An 18,573-nucleotide genomic window follows, 5' to 3' on the forward strand; every position below is an offset into this window, starting at 1 on the left:
CAGGAGGTACACGCGTGAATCTTCGGGCTCAGGTCGTGATCATCGGCGGCGGGGTGATGGGCACCAGCATCGCCTGCCATCTCGCGATGGCGGGCGTCCGCGACGTCGTCCTCGTCGAACGCGACGAACTCGCCGCCGGATCCACCTCGAAGGCCGCGGGCGGGGTGCGCGCCCAGTTCTCCGACGAGCTCAACGTCCAGCTGGGCGCGCGCAGCCTGGAGGCCTTCGCCCGGTTCGGCGAGGAGACCGGGTACGACATCGGCCTGCGCCGCGTCGGCTACCTGTTCCTCCTCTCCACCCCCGAGGAGGTCGCCTCCTTCGAGGCGGGCGTCCGGCTCCAGAACCACCTCGGCGTGCCCAGCCGGATGCTCACCCCGAAGGAGGCGGCCCGGCTCTCCCCGCTGATCGCCACCGACGGACTGCTGGCCGCCGCCTACTCCCCGGACGACGGCCACTGCACCCCCGAGTCCGTCGTGCACGGCTACGCGGCCACCGCCCGCGCCCACGGCGCCCGCGTCCTGCGCCACACCGAGGTCACCGGCATCGAACGGGACGGCGCCTTTCTCACCGCCGTGCACACCACCCTCGGCCGGATCGCCACCGACACGGTGATCTGCGCGGCCGGCGCCTGGTCGCGGTCGGTCGGCGCGATGGCCGGCGTCGACCTACCGGTGCAGCCGCTGCGCCGCCAGATCGCGGTCACCGAGCCGGTCCGGGGGCTGCCGCCGACGCTCCCCATGACGATCGACTTCACCACCAGCCTGTACTTCCACGCCGAGGGCCCGGGACTCCTCCTCGGCATGTCCGACCCCGACGAACGGCCGGGCTTCGCCACCGACCCCCACGACCGCTGGATCCCGCGCTTGTACGCGGCGATGGAACGCCGCGCCCCGGCCCTGCTCGACCTGCGCCGCACCGGCGGCTGGGCGGGCCTGTACGAGAACACCCCGGACCACAACGCCCTGATCGGTGAGGCGCCCGCGGTCTCCCGGTTCCTGTACGCCACCGGGTTCTCCGGTCACGGCTTCCTCCAGGCACCGGCCGTCGGCGAGGTGGTCCGCGACCTGTACCTGGGCCGCACGCCCTTCCTGGACGTCGGCCCGCTCGGCGCCGGCCGGTTCGCGGCCGACGCCCCGCGCCCGGAGTCGAACCTGGTGTGAGCGGCGCTCAGTCCTGGATCGCCTCGTGGACCAGCCGGCGCAGGTCCGGGAAGACCTTCAGCGTCTTCGGCCGGACCTGCGTGTGGAACTGCACGGTCAGGTCGTGGGCCGGGTCGACCCAGAACGCGGTGGTGGCCGCACCGGTCCAGCCGTAGGCGCCGGGGCTGCTCGGGGAGAGGGTGCGGTCCGGGTCGATCACCACGGAGACGCCGAGACCGAAGCCGAGCCCGTCGTTGCCGGGTTCCTGGTGGACAGGAGCGCCGTAGGTCCGCAGATCGGCCCCGCCCGGCAGATGGTTGTCGGCGAGCAGCCCGACCGAGGCGGGGGAGAGCAGCCGGACGCCGTCCAGTTCGCCGCCCCGGCGCAGCATCTCCATGAAACGGTGGTAGTCGTACGCCGTCGCCGCGAGGCCGCCGCTGCCGGACAGGAAGCGGGGGCGGCCGCGCAACGGCAGTCCGGGAATCGCCTCGATGCCGCCGCCCTCGGTCTCGCCGTACAACTCCGAAAGGCGGTCGGCCTGTTCGGGCGCGATGTGCAGGCCCGCGTCCGGCATGCCGAGCGGACGGAAGATCCGCTCCGCGAAGAACTCGTCGAGCCGCTGTCCGGAGGCCACCTCGACGACCCTGCTGAGGACGTTGAAGCCGACGGAGTAGTTCCACTGGGTGCCCGGCTCGAACTGGAGCGGCATCCGGGCGTACACGGCCATCGCCTCGGCGAGGTCCGCGCCCGACGGCACCGAGAACTCCAGGCCCGCCTCGCGGTAGCAGGCGTCCACGGGGTGCGTGTGGTAGAAGGCGAAGGTCAACCCGGCGGTGTGGGTGAGCAGGTGGCGGATCCGGATCGGCCCGTCGGCCGGCCGGGTCACCATGTCGTCGCCCGAACCCGAGACATGGACCCGCGGGGCGGCGAACTCCGGCAGGAAACGGTCGACCGGGTCGTCCAGCGAGAGCAGCCCGTCCTCCACCAGCAGCAGCACGGCGACCGCGGTGACCGGCTTGGTCATGGAGTAGATCCGCCAGATGGTGTCCGGCTCGACCGGCAGCCCGGCCGCGAGGTCGCGGTGGCCCTGGGTGGTGAGGTGGGCGACCCGCCCGCCGCGCGCCACGGCCACCAGGTAACCGGGCAGCCGCCCTTCGTCGACGTAGTGGGCGAAGTGCTGGTCGAGGCGGTCGAGCGCCTTCACGTCCAGCCCCACCTCACCGGGGTCGACTTCCTGTCGCAGCTGTGCCATCGCTCTCCTTGGGTCGTGTCGTCCGCGGTGCGGTCCGACCTCGGACCTCATCGTCGCGCAGGAACAGGGGAACGGTCCCGCTCAAACGCGCGTGGTGTGACGGACGCTATAGAAGAGGCACCGGAAAACGGACACGCCACCGCCACGCCCGACGTACGGCGGGTGATGACGGCTCATCAGTTCGTACCTGCCCGCGACGGCCCGCTCCGACGCCGGGGCGCACCCGGCCAGGTGCGGCGACTTGCGCGCCCGGCGCGACCGCACCGTGTCCGGGCGGCTCCCCTCCGCGCACGCCCGGGCAGGCGCGCCCCGGCGCGCGAGGGCCGGTGCGGAAGCGGCGGGCGGGAATGCGCGACGGACGCGCCGGGGTTCCCCCTGACATGACCCAGGACGCTCTGCTGAAGCTGCTCGCAGAAGGACACGACGGGGTGCTGGTCACCCTCAAGACCGATGGACGCCCCCAGCTGTCCAACGTCAACCACGCCTACTACCCCGACGAGCGGACCGTGCGCGTGTCGATCACCGACGGCCGCGCCAAGACCCGCAACCTGCGCCGGGACCCCCGTGCCTCGTACCACGTCACCAGCCCGGACCGCTGGGCCTACACGGTCGCCGAGGGCACCGCGGAGCTGTCGCCGGTGGCCGAGGACCCCTACGACGCGACCGTCGAGGAGCTGATCCGCCTCTACCGCGACGTCCGGGGCGAGCACCCCGACTGGGACGACTACCGCGCCGCGATGGTCCGCGACAGGCGGCTGGTGCTGCGGCTGCGGGTGGAGCGGGCGTACGGCGTGCCGCGCGCCTGACGGGCCTGACGGGACTAGGACCTGTGACGCAGGGCGATCGGCCGATGTGCGCGCGAGCGGCGGGCACCTAGGCTGCCGGAGAGGGAACGGCAGCTCAGGAAGAGGTCACGATGCCCGTCAACGGCCGCAGTCACATCCGGATCGCCCGACCCGCCCGGGACCTGGCGGCGGCCGAACGGTTCTGGGTGCGGGGGCTCGGGCTCGGCGTGGTGTGGCGGGCCGAGGGCGGTCCCGAACCCGGCGAGCACGATCTGCTGATGATGGGCTGGCCGGACGCGGACTGGCATCTGGAGCTGGTGCACGAGCCCGCCCGGCCCGTGGAGCCCCGGCCCACCGAGGAGGACCTGCTCGTGGTCTACGTCGACGGGCCGGTGCCGGAGGACCTGGTGGCCCGGCTGGAGGAGCACGGCGGCAAGCGGGTGCCCTCGCCGAACCCCTACTGGAACCGGTGGGGCGTCACCGTCGAGGACCCGGACGGGTACCGGCTGGTGCTCTGCGAGCGGGGCTGGTCCAACGCGTGACGGGAGGTCCTTGCCGTCCGGTCCGCGCGGGGTTAGCCTCCGCGCGTGATCAATGGGGCACATGTGGTGATCTACACGCGGGACGCCGAGGCGGACCGGGCCTTCCTCCGGGACGTGCTGGGCTGGCCGCACGTCGACGCCGGACACGGCTGGCTGCTCTTCCGGCTGCCGCCGGCCGAGGTGGCGTGCCATCCGGCCGACGGCGAACCGTCGCACGAACTGATGCTGATGTGCGACGACCTGGACGAGACGATCGCCGAACTCACCGGCAAGGGCGTCGAGTTCAGCCGACCCGTCCAGGTCGCGGCCTGGGGCCGGGTGACGGGCTTCCGGTTGCCGGGCGGAGGCGAGGTCGCCTTGTACGAGCCGCGCCACCCGCGCGCCCAGCACCAGTCTCCTCCCGTACCCAGGTCTCCAGCCACTGGGTGAACTCCGCCGCCTTGTCGGGCCAGTTGAAGTGGGTGAGGGCCGCCTCACGGCCACGCTGGGCCGCGGTGTGACGCAGGACCGCATCGGCGCCGAGCCGGTGGATCGCCTCCGCCGCCGCCCGCGGATCCTCGTACGGGACGACGATTCCGCAACCGTGCCGCTCCACCATGTCCGCGGCCAGCGGGGTGGGCGTGGTGACGACGGGCACGCCGTGGGCCATGTACTCGACGACCTTGGTGGGCCGGGAATGGCGGTAGTTGGGCTGGTCGTGCAGGAGCGAGAGACCGGCCAGGGCGCCCGGGAACAGGGCGAGGGCGCGGTCGTTGGGCAGGAAGCCGTGCCAGCGCAGGACGCCGTCCCGGTCGGCGGCCGCGAGCGCGTCCCGGACGTCGGGGTCGGCCGCGCCGGCCACCTCGACGCGCAGGCCGGGGCCCAGGTGCCGGGCCGTGGCTATCAGGTCCAGCGCGCCGCGCGCCCGTGACAGGTGGCCGACGTAGACGACCCGTTCGGCGCCCGGCGGCTCCGGTGCCTCGACCGGGGCGGTGGTGAAGTTCGGCACCACCGGGTGGGTGCGGCGGAACCTCTCCTGGTAGGCGTCCTCGGCGAGCAGCAGCCGCAGATGACGTTCCGCCAGCCGCTCGGCCGCGCGGACGCCGAGCCGCAGCGGTGGCCGCAGCGCCCTCGGCACCCAGCGCTTCATGGCGAGCGCGGCCGCGGTGTCCTCGTGCACGTCCCAGACGACCACCGGACCGGTGCCGGACCGCCGCCAGCGGCGCAGTGTGCCGGGGAGGGCCAGCAGCAGCTCCGGGTCGTGGAGCAGGATCAGGTCCGCCTCGTGGCCGCGCCGGGCCAGCAGGTTCCGCGCCGCGCCGACCGCCGTGCGGCGGCTGCGGCCCGCGGCCCGCGGCAGGTCGATGCCTTCGAGGTCCGGGCGGGGCCGTGCCTCGCGGGCCGAGAACGGCGCCGCGTAGACGACATGGTGTCCGCGGTCCCGCAACGCGCTGATCTGCCGGTGCAGGATGCGCGCGTCCTCGGGGTGGTGGACGACGGTGACGACGAGTATCCGCATCTGAGCGCCTTTCGGCTCCGCGGCCCGGAGCCCTTCGACTCCGAGCCACGGAAGGTGAGTTGCTACGCAGGTCGGCTACAGCACCTCGACACCGGGCCGGAAGATCCGCCCCCGGGTGTCGAAGAGCAGGCGGGCCTCGTCACCGAGGGCCGGGAGGTCGTACGCGGAGTGGTCCTGGAGCAGGATCGTCAGGTCGTGCGAGCGCGCCGCGGCCATGACGTCGGCGACGCGCGGCACGGCCTCCCCGTCCACGAACCAGGCCGGTACGAACGGGTCGTGGAAGGCGATCTCGGCCTCCCGCTCCCGCAGCAGCCGGGCCACCGGCACCGCCGGCGCCTCGCGCTGGTCGGCCACGTCCGGCTTGTAGGTGACGCCGAGGAGCAGCACCCGGGAGCCGTGCAGTGCGCGGCCCTCGTGGTTGAGCAGGTCCTGGGCGCGCCGGACGACGTACTCCGGCATGCGCGCGTTGATCTCCCGGGCGAGTTCCACGAACCGGAACTCGTAACCGATGGAACGCACCTTGTAGGACAGGTAGTTGGGGTCGATCGGGATGCAGTGCCCGCCCACCCCGGCGCTCGGCCGGAAGGGCTGGAAACCGAACGGCTTGGTGCCCGCGCAACGGATCGCGTCCCACACGTCGACGTGCAACTCGCGGCAGAGCACGGCCAGTTCGTTGACCAGCGCGATGTTGACGTGCCGGTAGGTGTTCTCGAGCAGCTTGGCCATCTCGGCCTCGCGGGTGCCCTTGGCCTGTACGACGGTGTCGACGAGCTTGCCGTAGAAGGCGGCGGCCTTCGCCGCGCACGCCGGGGTGCAGCCGCCGACCACCTTGGGTGTCTGGCGCAGCCCGTGGGTGGTGTTGCCGGGGTCGATGCGCTCCGGTGAGAAGGCCAGCGCGAAGTCCTCGCCGGCCCGCAGCCCGGACTCCTCCAGGAGCGGTTTGACGATCTCCTCGGTGGTGCCCGGATAGGTGGTCGACTCCAGGACGACGAGCCGCCCGCGGCGCAGCCGGCCGGCCACCGCCCGTGCGGCGGAGGTCACCGCGCTCAGATCGGGGCCGCCGTCCTCGCTGAGCGGGGTCGGCACGCAGATCACCACGGTCTGCGCCCGGGCCAGGCACTGGTCGTCGGTGTACGCCGTGAACCCGGCGGCCCGCATCCGGGCGACGTCCTCGTCGGAGACGTCGTCGACATGGGAGTGGCCGGCGTTGAGGCCCTCCACGACCCGTGGGTCGAGGTCGAGCCCGGCCACTCTCAGGCCGACCAGCGACGCCTCCCGCGCGAGCGGGAGCCCGACGTAGCCGAGCCCGATGACGGCCAGTTCGAAACGGTCGGTCTGTTCCTCATCCCCGAGCGATGCGCTCGATTCCCCGAGCGGTACGGCCTTTTCGACCTGCATAGGGATTCACTCCGCCCTCGACGGCAGCAACGGCAGATGCCGTATGGATCCGAAGGGCCCGGACGGTGAGCGGTTCCGGGCGCGGGGCCTCAGACACATCCAAGAGCGCGATACGCCTCTCGGGTCGTGGCAGCGACCCTTTTCCAGGTGCGTTCACGCGCCACCAGCGCGCGGGCGGATGCTCCCCATTCATGCCGCCTTTTTCGACTGTAGAGCAATACTTCGAGAGCTTCTGCCCAAGCATGGGGAGATTCAGGTGGAATCAGCCGCCCGTTCACTTCGTCTTTCACCAGTTCTCGCAGGGCTGTGAGATCACTGGCCGCCACGGGAATACCGCTCGCCATCGCTTCGACCGGCTTGAGTGGGGTGACCAGATGGCAGACCCGTTCGTCGGTGCGCGGCACCGCGAAGACGTCCAGAACCGCGTGGTAGACGCGCACTTGGCCGTGCGGCACGCGGCCGGTGAACAGGGCGGCGCCGTCGCCGAGACCGAGCCGTCCGGCCAGCGCCTCGAGCCTGCCGCGCTCCGGTCCGTCGCCGACGATCAGCAGCCGCAGCGGGACCCCACGGCGGCGCAGTTCGGCACCCGCATGGAGCAATGTGCCGATTCCCTCGTGTGGAGTAAGGCTGCTCACGGTGCCCACCACGAAGTCGTCCGCCGCGATGCCGAGCCGGGCGCGCAGCTCCGCTCCGTCCGGCGGCGGGGCGAGGAAGGCGTCGTCCACCGCGTTGGGCACGATCAGGACCCGCTCCCCGGGTACCCCGCGGGCCACGATCTCGGCCTTCATCGCCGCGCCCAGCGTCAGCACCAGATCGGCCCCGCGCATGCAGTACGTCTCCAGGGCGCGCCGGGCCCGGTACGAGGGGTCGCCCGCACTGCGGCCGGGCGCCTGGGTGAGCCAGGTCTCCTCCAGGAAGCCCCGCACCTCGTAGACCACCGGCAGCCCGTAGGTCTCCCGCAGGGCCAGCGCCACCCGCCCGTTGCCGTGGTCGGTGGCCGCGTGCAGCACGGCGGGCCGCAGCCGCTCCACCAGCCGTCCGGCCAGCTCGGCGTTGCGGGCCAGCACCGCCCCCTGGCCGTAGGGCAGCCCGTAGGGCAGCAGCCGGTGCTGCGGCACCCCGTTCACGATCTGCAACGGACGGGCGTCCAGGACGCCCTGCGCCACCGGGAACCCGATCCGGGTCACCACGTGCGGATCGAGTCCGGCGGCCCGCTGGGCCTCGGCGAGCGCCTGGGTGCGCACGGTGTAACCGGCGTGCTTGAACGGCAGCCCGTTGGTGACCAGATGGAGCACCCGGCCCGGCTCGGGCCGCACCGCCCGCCCGGCCGGCGCCGGCACCCGGGCGGCGGACGGGGCGGCGGTGGGCCCGGCCGTACGGGCCCGCCCGGCGAGCCGCTTCTCGACGGGCCCGAGCCCGCGCCGCACCCGCCCCGGCAGCAGCCGGACACCGAGCAGCGCGGCCCGGGCGGGGTCGTGCCGCAACTCGCCCCAGGCGACGGATGCGGCCAAGCTGAGTGCACGGGGGATACGACGCGGCAGGTGCCGGGACGGACGTCGGGCCATGTCGCCAAGGTAGGCCGACAGAGCGGAGAACGTACGGAATGAACGGCCGCGTACTCCATGTCGTAGGGACCAGGCCGAACTTCGTGAAGGCCGCGCCCGTGGTCGCCGCCCTGCGCGCGACCGGGCACGACCAGGTCCTGGTGCACACCGGTCAGCACTACGACGAACGGATGTCGCACATCTTCTTCCGGGAGCTGGGCCTGCCCGCCCCGGACACCGACCTCGGCGTCGGCTCCGGCAGCCATGCCCGGCAGACCGCCGACCTGCTGGTGGCCCTGGAAGGCGAACTGCTGGCCCGCGCCCCGGCCCTGGTCGTCGTCTACGGCGACGTGAACTCCACCCTGGCCGCGGCCCTGGTCGCCGCCAAGCTGGGCATCCCGGTCGCCCATGTCGAGGCGGGGCTGCGCAGCTTCGACATGGCGATGCCGGAGGAGGTCAACCGGCGGCTGGTCGACCAGCTCGCCGAGCTGCTCTTCGTGACCAGCCCGGAGGCCGTCGGCCACCTCGCCCGCGAGGGCGTCGACCCGGGCCGGGTGCACTTCGTCGGCAACCCCATGATCGACACCCTGCTCACCCATCTGGAGCATTTCGACCCGGCCGCCGCCCGCGCCGCCCACGCGCTGCCCGGGCGGTACGGCGTGGTCACCCTGCACCGCCCGGCCAACGTCGACGACCCAGAGGCCGCCGCGGCCGCGGCCCGCGCCCTCACCGAGGCCGCCGGCCACCTCGACCTCGCCGTACCCCTGCACCCGCGCGGCCGGGAGGCGCTGCGCAGGGCGGGCCTCGCCGACGCGCCCGGCATCCACCTCCTCGAACCGCTCGGCTACGTCGAGTTCATGGGCCTGGTCCGGGGCGCCGCCGTCGTGATCACCGACTCGGGCGGCGTCCAGGAGGAGACCACCGTGCTCGGCGTGCCCTGCCTGACGCTGCGCACCACGACCGAACGCCCCGTCACCGTCACCCACGGCACCAACCGTCTGGTCCGGCACGGCGAACTGGTGCCCGCGCTGCGCAAGGTCCTCGAAGGGCAGACGGCGGCCGACCCCGAGGGACCACCGCTGTGGGACGGCAAGGCAGGACCCCGGATCGCCCGCGTGCTCACCGAGTGGCTGGAACGCCATGACCACCGAGTGGCTGGAGCGCCATGAACGACGCCACCCGCACCTACACCGAAGCCCCTCTCACCTACTGGGACACCCGGCACCGCGAACGCGACGACCTCGCCTCCGGCGGCCACATCGGCCTCGACCGGCCCGGCAACGAGATCTTCTACGCGATCCGGCTCGGCCAGCTCCTCACCCTGATCGGTGACCTGTCCAGCCCCGCCTCCCCGCTGTTCGTCCTCGACGCGGGCTGCGGCAAGGGGCACTTCGCCCGGTCACTGGCGCGCTGCGGCCACCACGTCGACGCCTTCGACGCCAGCGAGGCGGCCGTCACCCACGCCCGGGCCGAGGGCGGCGGCCCCCGCTACGCCGTGGCGGGCCTCGACGAGTGGCGCAGCCCCTGGCTCTACGACGTGGTGCTGTGCGTGGACGTCCTCTTCCACCTCCTGGACGACGCCCAGTGGGCGGCGAGCCTGCGCAACCTCGCCTCACTCGTCCGGATCACCGGCCGGCTGATCGTCACCGACGAGAACACCGACGAACCCGTCCCGCGCGGCGACTACATAGTGCACCGGCCGCTCGCCGCCTACCGCAGGGAACTCGATCCCCTGGGCCTGAGCCACTCGCTCTTCCGGCCCTACGGCTTCCGCGAGAACCGGGTCGGCTTCCATGTCTTCACGAGGACCCGCTGATGCGCCCGACCGATGTCTTCCCAAGGACCCGCCGATGCGTCTGACCGATCTGCTCCACCCGCACCTGGACGACGTCACCTCGGTCGTGGACGCGACGAGCGGCGGCCTGCGGCTGGACCACTACCTGCACCTGCCGCCCGGCGTCGAGCTGCGGCGGCACCAGGAACCCGTCGGCGAAGGGGAGCTGATGCTCCTCTGCTACGGCCCCGACCTCGCCCTGCACGGCGCCGAGGCGGACTGCCTCGCCGCACTGGAACGGATGCGGCCCGGCGGCCGCGGCCTGATCGTCTTCGGCCACCCCGGCACCGAGCTGCCCTACCACCGGCTCCTCGACTCCCTGGTGGCCCACCGCTGCCAGGTGCTGCACGCGGCCTCCCTCGGCTACACCCACCTGCACTCCGGTGCGGTCTTCGCCTGCACCGAGGAACTCCTGCCGCCGCACGACTGGTTCGGCCACCCGCTCCCGGCCGACGGCTTCGCCACCGCCCTCCGGATCGCCGACGAGTACGTCCTCGCCGACTTCGTCTCCCGCTCCCAGCGGGCCCGCCTGATCGACCTGGAGCGGGCCGCCGAGGAGACCGCCCGCGCCCTGGAGACCGCCCGCGCGGACGGCCTCGCCGAACGGCTCGCCGCCGCCGTCCGGGACAAGGACCAGCTCTCCACCGCGCTGCGCCGGGCCCGGGAGCGGGCCGGCGTGCTGGAGGCGCGGGTGGCCATGCTGGAGGGCTCCACCTCGCTGCGGATCGGCAAGGCCCTGGTGTCGGCGGCCCGGTCGCCGAAGCGCCGTGCGGCCCGGCTGCCGGGCGAGCTGTACGGGCTCTGGCGGCAGCGGAAGGCCAAGGGCGGCCGCCCGACCGGTCTCCGTACCCCGGCCACCGTCCCCGCGCCGGAGCCGCAGGCCGACGACCGCTTCCACCTCGCCCACCGCGCCCTGTCCGTGGCGCCCCGCGACCGGCTGGTGATCACCGGCGTGCTCACCGACGGGACCGCCCGGGACTTCGCGGCGGACGCCGTGGTCAGCCGGGTGCTGCCGCACGACGGACGGCTGCTGGTCGAGCGCACCGACCCGGACGTCTTCCTCGTCCAGCTGAGCGCCTGCGCGGCCCAGGAAGGACCCTGGTCGCTCACCGGCACCGGACTCGCCCCCGACCTGGACCGGCGCCTCGCCGAACTGGTGTCACAGGCAAGGGGGCTGGGCCGTACCGCGGTGCTGTGGCGGGACGGCCCGGCGTCCTCCGCCCCCGGCCTGACCCTGCTGCCCTGGGACACCGTCCTCGACGGCGACACCGGGACGGCGCTGTGCCGCCTCGACCCGGTCACCGACGGCCGGGACCGGCTCCGGGACGTCTTCCTCCAGGACAGCACCCGCGTCCGGCTGGCCCGGCTCGCCGCCCTCACCGGCGGCCCCGACCCGCTCGCCGAACGAAGGATCGCCGTCCTCGCCGCGCCCCGGGACGCCACCGACGTGGCCCGGCTCGTCGCCCAGGCGCTCGGCCAGCTGCACCGGCCGGCCGAGGTGATCGTCGCCGAGCCGGCGGGCCTCGCCCTCGGCGAACTCACCGCCGCCTCGGTCGCCGTGCACGCCGGACCGCCCACCGCACCCTGGGTCGCGGACTGGACGGACCTGACCGAGGACCGCCCGGACACCCTCCTGCTCGACCTGCTCTGCGCCCAGGAGTTCTCGGGCGCCGACGCGGTGGGCCACACCCCCGCAGCCGACGACTACGTCTTCGTACCGGCCCTGAAGCCGCTGCTCGTGCGCCGGTCCCTGCTGGACTCCGGCACCCCGCCGGACAGCTGGTCGCGCGCCGGGCACCGCCTGTTCGCCGTGCGTGGAAAGGAACCGTCATGACCCGCACCCTGAGGGCGCTCGTCTACGGCGACGTGGACCTCAACCTCATCGACGGCTCCGCCGTGTGGGCCCAGTCGACGGTCCAGGCACTGTCCCGCGCGGGCTGCCGGACCCGCCTCGTCCTCAAGGCACCGGTCGAGACGGGCCGGCTGACCGATCCCCTCGCCGGCCTGCCCGGGGTCACCGTGGTGCGGCCGTACGAGGAACACCTCGTCCCCGGCCAGGGCGCGCACCCGCTCTCGCCCTTCCAGGCGTCGCAGCTGCTGGCCCGGCTGGACGCGGAGGAGCCCTGCGACCTGCTGGTGCTGCGCGGCCGCCGGCTGGTCAAGCAGATCGTCGGCGACGGCGCCTTCGACGGCCGGATCTGGGCCTACCTCACCGACATCCCGCAGTCCGCGGCCGACATGACCGAGGAGGCCCGCGCCGACCTCGCCCGCATCGCCGCCGCCTGTGCGCAACTCCTGTGTCAGACCGAGGAGTTGCGCTGCTTCCTGGAGGCCTGGGTGCCGGAGGCCTGCGGGCGGTCCGTGCTCTGTCCGCCCGCGGTGCCCGAGCCCGGCTTCCCGGTCCCGGCCCGGGGCGGCCTGCACGATCCGGTACGCCTCGTCTACACCGGCAAGTTCGCGCCCCGCTGGAACACCCTGCCCATGACGCGGCTGCCCGCGATGCTCGCCGAACGCGGCATCAGGACCGAACTGCACGCCGTCGGCGACAAGATCCACAAGGACGCGGCCCATCCCGGTTTCGACACCGCCATGGCCGAGGCCCTGCGCACCACCCCCGAGGTCGTCCACCACGGCGGCGTGCCGCGCGAGGAGGCCATGCGCCTGGCCGCCGACTGCGACCTCGGCCTCGGCTGGCGCGACGCCTCCCTCGACGCCAGCCTCGAACTCTCCACCAAGGTCCTGGAGTTCGGCTCGCTCGGCCTGCCCGTCGTACTCAACCGCACCCCCGCCCACGAGGCTCTGCTCGGCGCCGACTACCCCCTGTTCGTACCGGGCACCGCCACCCTCACGGACGCGGCGGACGCCGTCTCTCTAGCCGTACGCGACACCGCGGCTCGGCACCTCGCCGCCGACCGGTGCGCCGCGGCCGCCCGGGAGTACACCATGGAGGCCGCGGCGGCCCGCTGGCGCGGCCACCTCGACCGCGCCTTCCCCGCCGCACCCGCCGCCGTCGCCGGCCGGGCCCGCCCGCTGCGGGTCGGCGTCGCCGGCCACGACCTGAAGTTCCTCACCCGCCTCCTCGACCACCTCCGCGCGCTGCCCGGTCTCGACGTACGGATCGACGCCTGGCCCGCGCTCGCCCAGCACGACGCGGCCGCCGGCCGCGAACTCGCCGCCTGGGCCGACGTCATGGTCGTCGAGTGGTGCGGCCCGGCGGCCATCTGGTACAGCCGCCACAAGCGGCGCGGCAGCCGGCTGATCGTGCGCCTGCACCGCTTCGAACTCGACGCCGGATACCCGCGCCAGGTCGACATCGACAACGTCGACCGGGTGGTGTGCGTCAGCCCCTACTACGCCCGCGCCACCCGGGAGCGCACCGGCTGGCCCGCCGCGAAGATCACCACGATCGGCAACTGGGTCGACGTCGACCAGCTCGACCGGCCCAAGGCACCCGGCGCCCGCCACCGGCTCGGCATGATCGGCATCGCCCCCAGCCGCAAACGCCTCGACCTCGGCCTCGACGTCCTCGAAGCACTCCGCGCCCGCGACCGGCGCTGGCACCTCTCGGTCAAGTCCAAGCCGCCGTGGGAGTACTGGTGGATCTGGAACAAGCCCGAGGAACGCGCGCACTACGACGCGATCCTGCGCCGCATGCAGACCTCACCGCTCCTCGAAGGAGCCGTCGTCTTCGACCAGTTCGGCCCCGACGTCCCCAACTGGCTGCGCCGCGTCGGCCACGTGCTGTCCACCAGCGACGACGAGAGCTTCCACCTCTCCCCGGCCGAGGGCATGGCCTCCGGCGCCGTACCCGCCCTGCTGCCGTGGCCGGGCGCGGACGAGATCTACGACCGCCGCTGGATCCACGACACCCCCGAGGCGATGGCGGACGCCATCGCGGCCCTCGCCGACCAGGACGACTGGCAGTCCGCCGGCGCGACGGCCCGCGAACAGGTGCGCGAGGGTTTCTCCCTGGAGCGGGTGGCGAAGGACTGGACGGAGCTGCTGGTGTCAGGGTGAGACACACACCGGCCGAGGCGTCAGGCCGCCGACCCCTGCCTGCCCGTCGGTTCGGGGAGGAGGCGGGCGGTGAGGCGGTCGGGGGTCGGCCAGCGGACGTCGTGGGCCCAGCCGAGCTTCTCGAAGATGCGGATCAGGCGTGCCGACGGGTCCAGCTGGCCCGGCAGCACACCGTGGCGTGCGCCGGTGGGGTCGGCGTGATGGGAGTTGTGCCAGCTCTCACCGAAGGACAGCAGGGCCAGCGGCCAGAAGTTGGTGGCCTTGTCCCGGGCGGCGAACGGGCGCTTGCCCGCGACGTGGCAGACCGAGTTCACCGACCAGGTGACGTGGTGCAGCAGGGCCATCCGCATCACGCCGGCCCAGAAGAACCCGGTCAGCGCACCGGTCCAGGCGCCGGTGACCAGCCCGCCGACCAGTGCGGGGGCCAGGAGCGAGACGACGGTCAGCGGACCGAAGAGCCGCCCGATCAGGCGCAGGTCGCGGTCGGCGTCGATGTCGGGCGCGAACCTGGCCCGGTTGCTCAGCTCGCGCTTGAGCATCCAGCCGATGTGCGCGTGGAGCAGCCCCTTGAGCAGCGCGCGCGTGTCGGTTCCGAAGCGCCAGGGCGAGTGCGGGTCGCCCTCGCGGTCGGCGAAGGCGTGGTGACGGCGGTGGTTCGCCACCCACTGCACCGGCGAGCCCTCGACCCCCAGCGACCCCGCGACGGCGAGCGCGATGCGCAGCCCCCGCTTCGCCTTGAACGAGCGGTGCGTGAAGAGCCGGTGGTAGCCGACGGTGAGGCCGAAGCCGGACACCAGGTAGGCGATCACGGCCATGGTGACGTCCAGCGCCGACAGGCCCCGCCCCCACAGCAGCGGCACCGCGACGACCAGGCAGATCAGCGGGCCGACCACGAAGATCCACATCGCGACGCCCGCCGCGGCGTTCTGCGGGGCGTCCAGGAGCGGCCTGACTCCGGCCGCGGTGTCGGCGTCGCCTTCGGTGACGGTCTGTTCGGGACGGTCAGCTGTGCTCGGGTTCATCGGTTCCCCGCCGTTGTTCAAGGATGTCGGACACGGTGCCGCCTACGCCCCACGGTCGCACCGAAGGGCATCCCCGCAGGTCATCGCTCATGTCCAGGGTGTGAACGGCATGGGACCAAATCTCCTTTGTGGGGACGGCGACGGTCCGCCCGGGCGCCGTCGGCCCGGGCGGACGCGTGCCGGCTGCCCGGCCGGGGGCTCAGGCCGTCACGGTCTCCGGCCGGGACGCCTCGCGGGAGGTGCGGGACCCGAGGTCCTCCGTCGCCACCGTGTGGGTCTCGCGGGCGGACAGCACGGCGATCACCGGCGGCACGCACAGTGCGGCCGTGAACAGCGCCACCGCCGACCAGTCGTCGCCGCCCGGCCCCGCGATCCGCGCCGCGAAGGTCACCGCGAACCCGGCCACCGCGAACCCGATCTGGGTGCCGATCGCCATGCCCGACAGCCGCACCCGGGTCGAGAACATCTCGCCGTAGAAGGACGGCCAGACACCGTTCGCCGCGCTGTAGACGACACCGAAGGCGACGATCCCGAGGAGCATGATCAGCGGGTACGAGCCGGTGGAGACCGCCCACAGGTAGCCGAACATCGCCACCGCGCTGCCCACCGCGCCGACCAGGTACACGGGCCGCCGGCCGATCCGGTCCGACAGCGTCGCCCACGCCGGGATCGCGCCCAGCGCCACCAGGTTCGCCAGCGCACCCACCCACAGCATCGACGTCTTCGGCATCCCGACCGAGTCGCTGGTCGCGTACGCCAGCGCCCACACCGTGAAGATCGTGCTCACCGAGGCGATCAGCGCGCCCCCGATCACCCGCAGCACGTCCGCCCAGTGGTACCGCAGCAGCGTCACCAGCGGCAGCCGTACGACCCCCTCGGTCGCCGCCTGCTCGGCGAAGGCCGGGGTCTCCTGGAGCCTGCGCCGGATGAACCAGCCGACCACGGCCACCAGGACACTCAGCCAGAACGGCACCCGCCAGCCCCACGACATCAGCTGGTCCTCGGGCAGCTGGGAGACCGCGATGAAGACCAGGGTGGCGATCAGCTGGCCGCCCTGGGTGCCGCCGAGCGTGAAGCTGGTGAAGAAGCCCCGCCGGTCCGGCGGCGCGTGTTCGAGGCTCATGGAGCTGGCGCCGGCCTGCTCTCCGGCCGCCGATATGCCCTGCAGCACCCGGCACAGCACAAGCAGCACCGGCGCCGACCCGCCCACCTGGGCGCGGGTCGGCAGACAGCCGATCAGGAACGTCGACAGGCCCATCAGCAGCAGCGTGAAGACCATGACCTTCTTGCGGCCGATCCGGTCCCCGAAGTGCCCGAGGAACAGCGCGCCGACCGGGCGGGCCGCGTAGGCCACCCCGAACGTGGCCAGCGACAGCAGGGTGGCGTTGGCCGGGTCCGACTCGTCGAAGAAGACCTTGGGGAAGATCAGCGCGGCCGCGCTGCCGTAGATGAAGAAGTCGTAGTACTCCAGGGCGCTGCCGATCCAGGCGGCCAGGGCGGCCTTCCTCGGCTGGCCACCGGGTGGTACGGCGGTGGCGGCGGGCTGGGCGGGGACGGACACGGCGGTGCTCCTTCGGGGAACTCCAACGTAGGCGGAGTGAGCGGCGGGGGAGAAGGCCGGTTCCCAGGGATGACGGGGTCGGCGGGCCAGGGGCGGAGTGCTAATTAACCCACTGGGTAGTTAGTCGCGATGGGTACGGATGTTGCGCTCGCGTTTCCCCGGTGTCAAGAGGCCGTGCCGGTCCCGTTCGGTCGTGCCCGGTCCCCGCCGGGTGTCCGCCGCCCGGCGCGGTCAGTCCGCCGCGCGCTCCGCGGTGAGGTAGGCGATCACCATGTCGCCGAGCATGGTCCGGTAGTGCGCGCGTTGCGCCGGGTCCACCAGGTCGCGGCCGAAGAGGGCGCCGAAGGTGGCCCGGTTCGACACCCGGAAGAAGCAGAACGAGCTGATCATCGCGTGCAGGTCGACGGCGTCCACGTCGGCCGTGAACAGGCCGGACTCCTGCCCGGCGGCCAGGATCCGGCGGATCACCTCCAGGGCGGGCGAGCCGATCCTGCCGAGCTTCTCGGAGGCCGCGATGTGCTCGGCGCCGTGGATGTTCTCGATGCTGACCAGGCGGATGAAGTCCGGGTGCTGCTCGTGGTGGTCGAAGGTCAGCTCGGCGAGCCGGCGGATCGCCGCGACCGGGTCCAGGTGCTCGACGTCCAGCTGCTGCTCGGCCTCGCGGATCACGCCGTACGCGCGCTCCAGGACCGCCGTGAACAGCTGCTCCTTGCCGCCGAAGTAGTAGTAGATCATCCGCTTCGTGGTGCGGGTGCGGGCCGCGATCTCGTCGACGCGAGCCCCGTCGTAGCCGGCCCGGGCGAACTCCTGGGTGGCCACGTCGAGGATCTCGGCCCGGGTGCGGACGGCGTCACGGAGCCGCCCGTTGGTCTGTGCCGGTTCGTCGACGCTGGTCATCGGGTTCCTTCGGGTTCCTGTCGGGTTCCTTCGCGGGGGAGGCCGGTGCGGAGATTGTAGAAGCCCGGGACGGAGGTGTTGCCGGCGAGGTCTTCCCTCGCGGCGGCCTCCGGTGTTATAGCTAACGTACTAGTTCGTACATTAGCGTTCGTGATGCCGCACTGGAGGGCCGCGTGGCCAAGGACTCGTATCTCGTCGGACTGATCGGTTCCGGCATCGGCCCGTCGCTCAGCCCCGCCCTGCACCAGCGCGAGGCGGACCGGCAGGGGCTGCGGTACCTGTACCGGCTGATCGACATCGACGTGGCCGGCGTTCGGCCGGAGGCCGTGGGGCGGCTGGTGCGGGCGGCCCGTGATCTCGGCTTCGACGGGCTCAACATCACGCACCCCTGCAAGCAGCTGGTCATCGAGCACCTGGACGCACTCGCCCCGCAGGCCGAGGCGCTCGGTGCCGTCAACACGGTGGTCTTCGAGGCCGGCGGGAGGGCCGTCGGCCACAACACGGACGTGACCGGGTTCGCGGCGTCGTTCGCACGCGGCCTGCGGGACGCGCCGCTGGAGAGCGTCGTACAGCTCGGTGCCGGGGGCGCCGGGGCCGCCGTCGCGCATGCGACGCTCACGCTGGGGGCCGAGCGGGTCACGCTCGTGGACGCGCTCGCCGACCGGGCGGCCGGGTTGGCCGAGCAGCTGTGCGGGCGGTTCGGGGCGGGCCGCGCGGTGTCCGCGGGTCTGGAGCGGCTGCCGGAGTTGCTGGCTGGTGCGGACGGGCTCGTCCATGCGACGCCCACCGGGATGGCCGCGCATCCGGGGATGCCGGTACCTGCGGAGTTGCTGCATCCCGGGCTGTGGGTGGCCGAGGTCGTGTACCGGCCACTGGAGACCGAACTGGTCCGTACCGCACGGGCGTTGGGGTGTGCCGTGCTGGACGGGGGTGGGATGGCCGTGTTCCAGGCCGCGGATGCGTTCCGTCTGTTCACGGGGAGGGAGCCGGACAGTGGCCGGATGCTTGCCGACATCGCGGAGTTGGGGGAGAGGCCGACGGGGCAGGTCGTGTGACGGGTGCCGGTCCGTTGTGGCCGGTCGCG

The 18,573-nt window shown here is 73.1% G+C and carries 15 protein-coding genes and 1 pseudogene; 9 read left to right on the top strand and 7 right to left on the bottom strand.

Annotated elements, in window-relative coordinates:
* The first annotated feature begins 14 nt into the window (after positions 1–14).
* On the top strand, positions 15–1,160 hold the full coding sequence (locus tag ACZ63F_RS30680; RefSeq protein ID WP_469715806.1) for an NAD(P)/FAD-dependent oxidoreductase: 1,146 nt from the start codon (positions 15–17) through the stop codon (positions 1,158–1,160).
* A 7-nt stretch (positions 1,161–1,167) separates the two neighbouring features.
* Here the strand turns inward: ACZ63F_RS30680 and ACZ63F_RS30685 are convergent, their stop codons facing one another.
* Positions 1,168–2,391, bottom strand: a complete 1,224-nt coding sequence (locus ACZ63F_RS30685; protein WP_469715808.1) for a serine hydrolase domain-containing protein — start codon at positions 2,389–2,391, stop codon at positions 1,168–1,170.
* A gap of 380 nt (positions 2,392–2,771) precedes the next feature.
* Here ACZ63F_RS30685 and ACZ63F_RS30690 point away from each other — a divergent pair, with 380 nt between their 5' ends.
* From ACZ63F_RS30690 to ACZ63F_RS30700, 3 genes are all read left to right on the top strand, one after another.
* The gene (locus tag ACZ63F_RS30690; RefSeq protein ID WP_352362344.1) at positions 2,772–3,197 is read left to right on the top strand and encodes a PPOX class F420-dependent oxidoreductase; all 426 of its coding nucleotides are present in this window, start codon (positions 2,772–2,774) and stop codon (positions 3,195–3,197) included.
* Between the two features lie 110 nt (positions 3,198–3,307).
* Positions 3,308–3,718 (top strand): VOC family protein, encoded by a 411-nt coding sequence (locus ACZ63F_RS30695; protein ID WP_469715811.1) that lies wholly within the window; start codon positions 3,308–3,310, stop codon positions 3,716–3,718.
* A 45-nt stretch (positions 3,719–3,763) separates the two neighbouring features.
* The gene (locus tag ACZ63F_RS30700; protein WP_469715813.1) at positions 3,764–4,147 is read left to right on the top strand and encodes a VOC family protein; all 384 of its coding nucleotides are present in this window, start codon (positions 3,764–3,766) and stop codon (positions 4,145–4,147) included.
* Positions 4,148–4,157: 10 nt separating this feature from the next.
* On the opposite strand, the pseudogene ACZ63F_RS30705 reads toward ACZ63F_RS30700, so the two are convergent.
* The 3 genes and pseudogenes from ACZ63F_RS30705 to ACZ63F_RS30715 all read right to left on the bottom strand — a co-directional run.
* A pseudogene (locus ACZ63F_RS30705) lies at positions 4,158–5,216 on the bottom strand (glycosyltransferase); the annotation flags it as partial.
* A 75-nt stretch (positions 5,217–5,291) separates the two neighbouring features.
* Positions 5,292–6,614 (bottom strand): nucleotide sugar dehydrogenase, encoded by a 1,323-nt coding sequence (locus ACZ63F_RS30710; protein ID WP_469715815.1) that lies wholly within the window; start codon positions 6,612–6,614, stop codon positions 5,292–5,294.
* Between the two features lie 89 nt (positions 6,615–6,703).
* Positions 6,704–8,179, bottom strand: a complete 1,476-nt coding sequence (locus ACZ63F_RS30715; RefSeq protein ID WP_469715817.1) for a glycosyltransferase family 4 protein — start codon at positions 8,177–8,179, stop codon at positions 6,704–6,706.
* Positions 8,180–8,217: 38 nt separating this feature from the next.
* On the opposite strand from ACZ63F_RS30715, the gene wecB reads away from it, so the two are divergent.
* From wecB to ACZ63F_RS30735, 4 genes are read left to right on the top strand one after another with little or no spacing between them, the layout of a single operon-like run.
* Positions 8,218–9,327 carry a non-hydrolyzing UDP-N-acetylglucosamine 2-epimerase gene (wecB, locus tag ACZ63F_RS30720; RefSeq protein ID WP_469715819.1) on the top strand — a complete coding sequence of 370 codons (1,110 nt, stop codon included), beginning with the start codon at positions 8,218–8,220 and terminating at the stop codon, positions 9,325–9,327.
* Positions 9,324–9,974, top strand: coding sequence for a class I SAM-dependent methyltransferase (locus tag ACZ63F_RS30725; RefSeq protein WP_469715821.1), 651 nt, complete (start codon positions 9,324–9,326; stop codon positions 9,972–9,974). Before wecB ends, ACZ63F_RS30725 begins: the two co-directional genes overlap by 4 nt.
* A gap of 34 nt (positions 9,975–10,008) precedes the next feature.
* Positions 10,009–11,826, top strand: a complete 1,818-nt coding sequence (locus ACZ63F_RS30730; RefSeq protein WP_469715823.1) for a hypothetical protein — start codon at positions 10,009–10,011, stop codon at positions 11,824–11,826.
* The gene (locus tag ACZ63F_RS30735) at positions 11,823–14,009 is read left to right on the top strand and encodes a glycosyltransferase family protein (protein WP_469715825.1); all 2,187 of its coding nucleotides are present in this window, start codon (positions 11,823–11,825) and stop codon (positions 14,007–14,009) included. The genes ACZ63F_RS30730 and ACZ63F_RS30735 overlap by 4 nt, the downstream gene beginning before the upstream one ends.
* Positions 14,010–14,029: 20 nt before the next feature.
* Here the strand turns inward: ACZ63F_RS30735 and ACZ63F_RS30740 are convergent, their stop codons facing one another.
* From ACZ63F_RS30740 to ACZ63F_RS30750, 3 genes are all read right to left on the bottom strand, one after another.
* A complete protein-coding gene (locus ACZ63F_RS30740) occupies positions 14,030–15,031 on the bottom strand; it encodes an acyl-CoA desaturase (protein WP_469715827.1) in 1,002 nt (333 codons plus the stop codon).
* Between the two features lie 199 nt (positions 15,032–15,230).
* Positions 15,231–16,592: an MFS transporter gene (locus ACZ63F_RS30745; protein WP_469715829.1), complete on the bottom strand. Its 1,362-nt coding sequence runs from the start codon at positions 16,590–16,592 to the stop codon at positions 15,231–15,233.
* Positions 16,593–16,823: 231 nt separating this feature from the next.
* Positions 16,824–17,489 (bottom strand): TetR family transcriptional regulator, encoded by a 666-nt coding sequence (locus tag ACZ63F_RS30750; protein ID WP_469715831.1) that lies wholly within the window; start codon positions 17,487–17,489, stop codon positions 16,824–16,826.
* Positions 17,490–17,662: 173 nt separating this feature from the next.
* Between ACZ63F_RS30750 and ACZ63F_RS30755 the strand changes: the two genes are divergently transcribed.
* A complete protein-coding gene (locus ACZ63F_RS30755) occupies positions 17,663–18,544 on the top strand; it encodes a shikimate dehydrogenase (RefSeq protein WP_469715833.1) in 882 nt (293 codons plus the stop codon).
* Positions 18,545–18,573 lie beyond the last annotated feature (29 nt).

Source organism: Streptomyces sp. NPDC104761, from assembly GCF_055583445.1.

What these genes read in the sequence shown, in the direction of transcription:
- ACZ63F_RS30710 (WP_469715815.1), bottom strand. Translation starts at nt 6,614, where the DNA reads ATGCAGGTCGAAAAGGCCGTACCGCTCGGGGAATCGAGCGCATCGCTC.
- ACZ63F_RS30685 (WP_469715808.1), bottom strand. Translation starts at nt 2,391, where the DNA reads ATGGCACAGCTGCGACAGGAAGTCGACCCCGGTGAGGTGGGGCTGGAC.
- ACZ63F_RS30735 (WP_469715825.1), top strand. Translation starts at nt 11,823, where the DNA reads ATGACCCGCACCCTGAGGGCGCTCGTCTACGGCGACGTGGACCTCAAC.
- ACZ63F_RS30715 (WP_469715817.1), bottom strand. Translation starts at nt 8,179, where the DNA reads ATGGCCCGACGTCCGTCCCGGCACCTGCCGCGTCGTATCCCCCGTGCA.
- ACZ63F_RS30695 (WP_469715811.1), top strand. Translation starts at nt 3,308, where the DNA reads ATGCCCGTCAACGGCCGCAGTCACATCCGGATCGCCCGACCCGCCCGG.
- wecB (WP_469715819.1), top strand. Translation starts at nt 8,218, where the DNA reads ATGAACGGCCGCGTACTCCATGTCGTAGGGACCAGGCCGAACTTCGTG.
- ACZ63F_RS30730 (WP_469715823.1), top strand. Translation starts at nt 10,009, where the DNA reads ATGCGTCTGACCGATCTGCTCCACCCGCACCTGGACGACGTCACCTCG.
- ACZ63F_RS30725 (WP_469715821.1), top strand. Translation starts at nt 9,324, where the DNA reads ATGAACGACGCCACCCGCACCTACACCGAAGCCCCTCTCACCTACTGG.
- ACZ63F_RS30690 (WP_352362344.1), top strand. Translation starts at nt 2,772, where the DNA reads ATGACCCAGGACGCTCTGCTGAAGCTGCTCGCAGAAGGACACGACGGG.
- ACZ63F_RS30740 (WP_469715827.1), bottom strand. Translation starts at nt 15,031, where the DNA reads ATGAACCCGAGCACAGCTGACCGTCCCGAACAGACCGTCACCGAAGGC.
- ACZ63F_RS30750 (WP_469715831.1), bottom strand. Translation starts at nt 17,489, where the DNA reads ATGACCAGCGTCGACGAACCGGCACAGACCAACGGGCGGCTCCGTGAC.